This window comes from Streptomyces phytophilus, from assembly GCF_013870535.1.
In the GTDB taxonomy this organism is placed as follows: domain Bacteria; phylum Actinomycetota; class Actinomycetes; order Streptomycetales; family Streptomycetaceae; genus Streptomyces; species Streptomyces phytophilus.
Window position 1 is genome coordinate 1 of the sequence record NZ_JACBXC010000322.1, and the last position, 5,462, is coordinate 5,462.

The window sequence follows — 5,462 nt, forward strand, 5'->3', positions numbered from 1 at the left end:
CCGGTCGAGCTTGGCGACGCTGCCGAGCACGGCGCCCGCGTGGATGTAGTGCGTGAGCAGCCGGGCGGCGGTGGCCAGCACGCCGGCACCGAGGTCGGCGGTGGACAGCTGGAGCAGCTGGCGGGCGATGACGGCGACGGCCAGCGGCGGTAACGGCAGCGGGATCAGTGCCATCCGGTCGCTCTCCAGCACGGACCGCACGGTGTGCAGCCGGCGGACGACGGCGGCGGGCGCGGCGGCGGGGTGGAGCACGACGAGGAAGCCGTGCTGCTCCAGCACGGCGGACACCTCCGCCAGCGCCTCCTCCAGGGGCTGTTCCCGCGGGTGGCGCAGCGCCATCACCGCGGGTCCCGGGAGGCCGGGCGGGCCCTGCCGGCCGAGCGGCCCGTACCGGCCGGGGGCGGGGAGCACGAGGTCGGGGCTGGTGACTGCGATGGCTGTTGGCACGTCGGGCGTCCCCCCACCGGTCTCAGACACGCTCTGAGCACCATAACCGGGACGTGGGCTGCGGAAACACCTTTTGTGCAAAGAGGGTTGGGGGTGCGCGGCGGCGGGCCGGGGGCCGGGCGGACGGAGCCGTTCCCCGCGCGGCCGTCGTACGGGAAGACTTGACACCCGCATTGGTCTGGACCAAGTTGTGCGGCGCACACCCTGCACCGAGCCCACCATCCCTGACCCGTACGTCCCCTGCCACCCACTACCCCGCACGGTCCCGCTCCTCACGCGCTCCCCCGTCACGGAGGCCCCCGTGTTCCGAGCACGCAGACCCCGCACGCCCCGCACGGCCCACGCCGTCCCCACCGTCCGCAGGTCCTTCCGGCGGCTCGCCGTCGCCGCGGCCGGCGGCCTGATCGCCACCCTCCTCGGCGCCCCGCTGGCCGCGAGCGCCGAACCCAACCTCGTCCAGAATCCCGGCTTCGAGTCCGGCCTCAGCGGCTGGACCTGCTCCGGCACCGCCGGCACCACCGTCGCCACTCCCGTGCACTCCGGCACCGCGGCGCTGCGCGCCGCCCCGGCCGGACAGGACTACGCGCGCTGCACGCAGAGCGTCGCGGTCAAGCCCAACTCCGCGTACGAGCTGAGCGCGTGGGTGCAGGGCTCGTACGTCTACCTGGGCGCGTCCGGCACCGGCACCACCGACGTGTCGACCTGGACCTCCGGTGCGTCCTCGTACAGTCAGCTCAAGACGAACTTCACCACCGGGCCGAACACCACCTCGGTGACGGTCTACACCCACGGCTGGTACGGCCAGCCCGCCTACCACGCCGACGACATCAGCCTCACCGGCCCCGGCGGCGACCCGGGCACCATCCCCGCCGCGCCCACCGGCCTCGCCGTCACCGGCACGGCCGCCCGCTCCGTCTCGCTGGGCTGGTCCCCGGTCACCGGCGCGACCGGCTACCACGTCTACCGCGACGGCACCAAGGTGCTCAGCACGAGCGGCGCCTCCGCGACCGTCACCGGGCTGGCGCCCTCGACCGCGTACCAGTTCCAGGTGACCGCGACCAACGCCGCCGGCGAGTCGCCGAAGACCGCGGCCGTCACCGGCACCACCACGCCCGACAGCGGCGGCGGCCCGGGCGTGCCGAAGCACGCGGTGACGGGTTACTGGCAGAACTTCAACAACGGCGCCGCGGTGCAGAAGATCCGCGACGTCAGCGGCCAGTACGACATCATCGCGGTCGCCTTCGCCGACGCGACCGCCACGCCCGGCGCGGTGACCTTCAACCTCGACTCGGCCGGGCTCGGCGGCTACACCGTCGCCGAGTTCAAGCAGGACGTCGCCGCCAAGCAGCAGGCCGGCAAGTCCGTGATCATCTCGGTCGGCGGCGAGAAGGGCACGGTCTCGGTGAACTCCTCCGCCGCGGCCACGAACTTCGCGAACAGCCTGTACGCGCTCATGCAGGAGTACGGCTTCGACGGGGTGGACATCGACCTGGAGAACGGCGTCAACTCCACCTACATGACGCAGGCGCTGCGCCAGCTGTCGCAGAAGGCGGGCCCCGGCCTCGTCATCACGATGGCACCGCAGACCATCGACATGCAGTCGACCGCCGGCGAGTACTTCAAGACGGCGCTCAACATCAAGGACATCCTCACCGTCGTCAACATGCAGTACTACAACAGCGGGACGATGCTCGGCTGCGACGGCGGCGTGTACGCCCAGGGCACGATCAACTTCCTCACCGCCCTGGCCTGCATCCAGCTCGAAGGCGGGCTCGCGCCCTCGCAGGTGGGCCTCGGCCTGCCGGCGTCCACCCGCGCCGCGGGCGGCGGCTACACCGCGCCGTCCGTCGTCAACGCCGCGCTCGACTGCCTCGCCCGCGGGACGAACTGCGGCTCGTTCAAGCCGCCGCGGACGTACCCCGACCTGCGCGGCGCGATGACCTGGTCGACCAACTGGGACGCCACCGCGGGCAACGCCTGGTCCGGCGCCGTGGGGCCGCACGTGCACGCCCTGCCCTGACCGGCCGTCCGCGGCCGGCCGCCTCCCGCACTGCCGGCCGCGCCGACGGCCCCGGCCCGCCCGCCCGCGCAACCGGGCGGGCGGGCCCTTTCCTCTCCGGTTCCTATCCGGCTCCTGTCCGGGCACCCGGCCCCGCTACCAGGGCAGGTCCCTGATCTGCTGCACGCACAGCACGATGAAGAGCATCCCGGAGACGGTCAGCAGGGAGTTGCTGAGCGCGCCGTTGCGCCACTGCCGCGGGGTGCGGTCGGTGTTGAGCAGCCACACCAGCGTCAGGGCGAGGAACGGCATGAAGAACGCGCCGAGCACGCCGTACGTGATGACGATGGCGAACGGCTCGTCGAGCCAGAGCAGCGTCATCGGCGGGAACGTCAGCCACAGCAGGTACGCGCGGAACGGCAGCGACCGCTCGCGGCTGCCCGCGGCGACCTCCTTCGCGCTGCCGTCGCCGGCGCCGCGCCCGCCGCGCACGTTCTCCACGAAGTCCGCGAAGAGCAGGCTGACGCCGTGCCAGACGCCGATGAGCGAGGTGAACGAGGTGGCGAAGAAGCCGACGAGGAAGAGGTTCGCGGTGGCCGCGCCGTACCGCTCCTCCAGGATGTCGCCGAGGTCGACCAGGCCCTTGTCGCCGGACTCCAGCGAGAGGTTCGTGGAGTGCAGCAGCTCCGCGCCGACGAGCAGCATCGCGACGACGAAGAGGCCGGTGGTGATGTACGCGACCCGGTTGTCCAGCCGCATGACCTTCAGCCAGCCGATGTCCGTCCAGCCCTTGGCGTTGACCCAGTAGCCGTACGCGGCCATGGTGATCGTGCCGCCGACGCCGCCGATCAGGCCCAGGGTGTAGAGCAGCGAGCCGTCCGGCAGCGTGGGCCACAGCCCGGCGAAGGCGTCCCCGGCGTTCGGGGAGACGCGGATCGCGACGTAGACGACGACCACGAACATGACGCCGACCAGGACGGTCATGACCTTCTCGAAGACCGCGTAGCGGTTGAACCAGACGAAGGCCAGGCCCGCCAGGCCGGTGAGGATGCCCCAGGTCTTCAGGTCCGGCCCGTCGGGGAAGAGCGCGACGAGCGGCAGCGCGGACGACGACATGGCGGTGGCGCCGTAGACGAAGCCCCAGATGACGACGTAGATGGCGAAGTAGACGGAGGTCCAGGCGCCGAGGGTGCGCCAGCCCTCGAACAGGGTGCGGCCGGTGGCCAGATGCCAGCGGCCGACGGCCTCGGCGAGGGCGACCTTGACGACGCAGCCTATGACGGCGGCCCAGAGCAGGGTGTAGCCGAACTTGCTGCCGGCGAGCAGCGTGGCCACCAGGTCCCCGGCGCCCACGCCGGTGGCGGCGACGACGATCCCCGGCCCGATGTGGCGCCACCTGGCCTTTCTCATCTCCGGCGGTGCGGACGCGGGCTCGGTGCGGTCAGCCATGAGCGGCTCCTTCGCAGCTCGTCCCCCCTGTGATCTCCGGCATTGAAAGGGATCCGCGGACGGCCGCACAAGAGGGCGTACGCAACGGAACACACCTGCGGACGGCCGGGGGGCCTCTTGACCTGACCACGCCAGGTTCAGAACCATTGACCCGCACCACAGCCCCACACGACACGACGTCGCCATGCACCACCCCACACCCTCCACATCCAGGAGCAGGCATGCGACTACGCATTCGGTCGGTGACCCTGACCGCGGTGCTCTCCCTCGCCGCCGCCGGCGCCCTCAGCGCCGCCGGCGCCGAACCCCCCGACGGGCCGGCGGAGCCGGGCGCTCGCCGCGCAGGCCCAGCAGAGCGAGGAGATCCGCCAGTACGAAGTCGCGGGTCAGACCGGCCGCGAGGCCCGTACCCGCCTCGCCGCCACCGGCGTGTCCGTCGACGAGGCGCGCGACCACTCCGTGGTCGTCTCCGCCGACGGCGCCCAGGCCCGGCAGCTGCGCGCGCTGGGCTACCGGCTCAAGCAGCTCCCGGCCCCGCCCGCCCGGCTCGCGGACGAGCCCCCCGCGGCGCTCGACTTCCCGCCGGCCGACTCCGGTTACCACAACTACGCGGAGATGACCGCGGAGATCGACCGGATCATCGCGGAGAAGCCGGACCTCGTCAGCAAGCAGGTCATCGGCACCTCGTACGAGGGCCGCGACATCGTCGCCGTCAAGGTCAGCGACAACGTGAGCGCCGACGAGGACGAGCCCGAGGTCCTCTTCACCCACCACCAGCACGCCCGCGAGCACCTGACCGTCGAGATGGCGCTGTACCTGCTGGGCGAGTTCGCCGACGGCTACGGCAGCGACCAGCGGATCACCGACGTCGTCGACGGCCGGGAGATCTGGATCGTGCCGGACCTGAACCCGGACGGCGGCGAGTACGACATCGCCACCGGCGCGTACCGCAGCTGGCGCAAGAACCGCCAGCCGAACTCCGGCTCCAGCGCGGTCGGCACGGACCTCAACCGCAACTGGGACTACCGCTGGGGCTGCTGCGGCGGCTCCTCCTCCAGCCCGTCGAGCGACACCTACCGCGGCAGCGCCGGCGAGTCGGCCAAGGAGGTCAAGGTCGTCGCCGACTTCGCGCGCAGCCGGGTCGTGGGCGGCGAGCAGCAGCTCACCGCGGGGATCGACTTCCACACGTACAGCGAGCTGGTGCTGTGGCCGTACGGGTACACGTACGACGACACCGGCCCGGGGCTGACGCAGGACGACCGCGACGCGTTCGCCGCGGTCGGGGAGAAGATGGCCGCGAGCAACGGCTACACGCCGCAGCAGTCGAGCGACCTGTACATCACGGACGGGTCCATCAACGACTACCTCTGGGGCGACCAGAAGGTCTTCAGCTACACGTTCGAGATGTACCCGCGCTCGGCGGGCGGCGGCGGGTTCTACCCGCCCGACGAGGTCATCGAGCGGGAGACCAGCCGCAACCGGGACGCGGTGCTGCAACTGCTGGAGAACGCCGACTGCATGTACCGCTCGATCGGCAAGGAGGGCGAGTACTGCGGCTGACGCCGGC

Annotated in this window: 3 protein-coding genes and 1 pseudogene; 2 read left to right on the forward strand and 2 right to left on the reverse strand. The window is 71.9% G+C overall.

Annotation, left to right across the window (positions count from 1 at the left end):
* A pseudogene (locus tag H5J30_RS15970) lies at window positions 1–411 on the reverse strand (hypothetical protein); the annotation flags it as partial.
* Between the two features lie 337 nt (window positions 412–748).
* On the opposite strand from H5J30_RS15970, the gene H5J30_RS15975 reads away from it, so the two are divergent.
* Window positions 749–2,467: a chitinase gene (locus H5J30_RS15975; protein WP_181788106.1), complete on the forward strand. Its 1,719-nt coding sequence runs from the start codon at window positions 749–751 to the stop codon at window positions 2,465–2,467.
* A gap of 135 nt (window positions 2,468–2,602) precedes the next feature.
* Here H5J30_RS15975 and H5J30_RS15980 read toward each other — a convergent pair whose 3' ends face one another.
* The gene (locus tag H5J30_RS15980) at window positions 2,603–3,895 is read right to left on the reverse strand and encodes an Nramp family divalent metal transporter (protein ID WP_181788107.1); all 1,293 of its coding nucleotides are present in this window, start codon (window positions 3,893–3,895) and stop codon (window positions 2,603–2,605) included.
* A gap of 429 nt (window positions 3,896–4,324) precedes the next feature.
* Here H5J30_RS15980 and H5J30_RS15985 point away from each other — a divergent pair, with 429 nt between their 5' ends.
* Window positions 4,325–5,455, forward strand: coding sequence for a M14 family metallopeptidase (locus H5J30_RS15985; protein ID WP_309505545.1), 1,131 nt, complete (start codon window positions 4,325–4,327; stop codon window positions 5,453–5,455).
* Window positions 5,456–5,462: the final 7 nt, after the last annotated feature.

Coding starts and splice junctions, on each gene's coding strand:
- H5J30_RS15980 (WP_181788107.1), bottom strand. CDS start 3,895: ATGGCTGACCGCACCGAGCCCGCGTCCGCACCGCCGGAGATGAGAAAG.